Source organism: Cellulomonas sp. (assembly GCF_035634735.1).
Lineage (GTDB): Bacteria > Actinomycetota > Actinomycetes > Actinomycetales > Cellulomonadaceae > Cellulomonas.
Genome location: NZ_DASQCJ010000062.1, coordinates 1 through 1860 on the forward strand (window position 1 = coordinate 1; position 1860 = coordinate 1860).

Sequence of the window (1860 nt, forward strand, 5' to 3'; positions counted from 1 at the left end):
GACCGGCTCGGCGTCGCCGGGCGGCGCGGTCTCGCCGACGGCACCGGTCCGCGCGGCGTCGGCGGCGGGCCCTCGACCCGGCGGCACGAGCGCCCCCGCGCGCCCGTCGGCGCCCGCCGCGTCCCCGCTGCCGACGGGGCGCGGCGTGCCGGCCCGCCTGCTGCTCCGCGCCGAGGCGCGCCGGCAGCGCCGTGACCGCTCGCTGCGGGCGGTCGCCGCGGCGGCCGTCGCGTCGGCGGCGGGCCTCGCGGTGCTGTCCGGGCTGCGCGCCCCGGTCGGCGACGTGCGGTTCGCGCTCCTGCTGCACGCCGCGCTGTCGCCCCTGGTGCTGCTGGCCCCGGTCGCGGGGGCGCTGGCGGTCACCACGCTCTGGTCCCGCGGCGTGATGGGCGTGACGATCGCGCACGAGCCCCGCCGGCTGCGGGTGCTGGCCGCGACGGTGACCGTCGCCGCAGGCACCGCGGTGCTCCTGGCGCTCGCCGCCGTCGGGGCCGTCGCCGTGGCGGCGTTCGCGCGGCACTACCCCGGGGCGCCGGGCTGGGCGCCGACGGCCGCGGGCGCGCTGGACGCGGTCGGGGAGGTCGCGCTGCTCGTGCTGGCCGGTGCGGCCGCGGGGGCGGCGCTGCGCGGGGCGCCCCGCGCGCTCGCGGCCCTGGCCGTCGCCCCGGCGCTGGTGACCTCGCTCGCGCACGCGGCGCCCGTGCTGGCGCGGTCGGTCGGCTGGGTCGACCTCGCCGCGGCGCTCGGCCCGCTCGCCCGGGGCGCCGCTCCCGGGCCGGGGCAGTGGGCGCACCTCGCCACCGCCGCGGGTGCGTGGGTGGTGGTGCCGCTGCTCGTGGGCGCGGTCCGGCTGGTGCGGGGCGACGTGCGGTGACCCGGCGGCGCGCCGGGCGGGCTGGCGGCGTCGTCCCGGTGCGCGGGCGGCCGGCGTCGCGCCGGGCGTCAGCCCTTCGCGGCCCGCGCGGCGGCCTTGGCGGCCTGCTTCGTCTCCCGCACGCGGCGCAGCGACTCGGGGTCCCGCACGTCGGCGATCGACCGCGGCACGTCGTCGGCGTACGCGCCGGCCGCCTCCTGCCAGCCGGCCGGGGCGACGCCGCGCTGCTTGGCGAGGAGCGCCAGGAAGATGCGCGCCTTCTGGTCGCCGAACCCGGGCAGGGCCTTGAGCCGCTTCAGCACGGTCGCGCCGTCCGGGTCGCCGTCGGTCCAGATCCGGGTGACGTCGCCGTCGTACTCCTCGGCGACCGCGCGGGCGACCGCCTGGATGCGGCCCGCCATCGACCCGGGGAAGCGGTGGACGGCCGGGGGCGTGGCGCACAACGCGGCGAACTCCTCGGGGTCGGCCTCGGCGATCCGGCGGACGTCGAACCCGCTCATGCGCTGCTCGATCTTGGCCGGGCCGGCGAACGCCGACTCCATCGTGACCTGCTGGTCCAGCAGCATCCCGACGAGCAGGGCGAACGGGTCGGTGTCGAGCAGGCGGTCCGCGTCGGCGTCGCCGGTGAGCCACAGGGTCATCGCGCCATTGTGCCCGAGCGCCCGACCCCGCCGATCTCACCCGCCGCGGGTGCCACGGGGCCGTTGACGGGCGCGAGCGGCGGGCGCACGCTCGGCGGGGTACGAGGGGGTACCGCAATGCGCCGCCGACTGCTCGCCCTGCTGTCCGTGCTCTCGCTGCTGCTCGCCGGGACCGTGGTCGCGGCTCCCGCGGCGTCGGCCCATCCGTACTGCGGGCAGGTCTGGGGGTCGCTCGCGAAGGGCGTCCCGGGCATGTCCGCGGGCCAGCTGACGAACGTCCGCGCGGGACGGCACGACTGCTACGACCGCCTCGTCCTGGACGTCGACCGGCCGCTCACCGCGTGG

At 80.2% G+C, this 1860-nt stretch carries 3 protein-coding genes; 2 read left to right on the forward strand and 1 reads right to left on the reverse strand.

The annotated features are described in order from the left end of the window. On the forward strand, window positions 1-874 hold an 874-nt coding region (locus VER05_RS06005), incomplete at its 5' end, for a hypothetical protein (RefSeq protein ID WP_324844474.1). Window positions 875-942: 68 nt separating this feature from the next. Here VER05_RS06005 and VER05_RS06010 read toward each other — a convergent pair. After that, entirely contained in the window at window positions 943-1515 is a 573-nt protein-coding gene (locus VER05_RS06010) for an HhH-GPD-type base excision DNA repair protein (RefSeq protein ID WP_324844475.1), read from the reverse strand. A 117-nt stretch (window positions 1516-1632) separates the two neighbouring features. Between VER05_RS06010 and VER05_RS06015 the strand changes: the two genes are divergently transcribed. Then, window positions 1633-1860, forward strand: a 228-nt coding sequence (locus tag VER05_RS06015; RefSeq protein WP_422653155.1) for an AMIN-like domain-containing (lipo)protein, incomplete at its 3' end; no start/stop codon positions are given.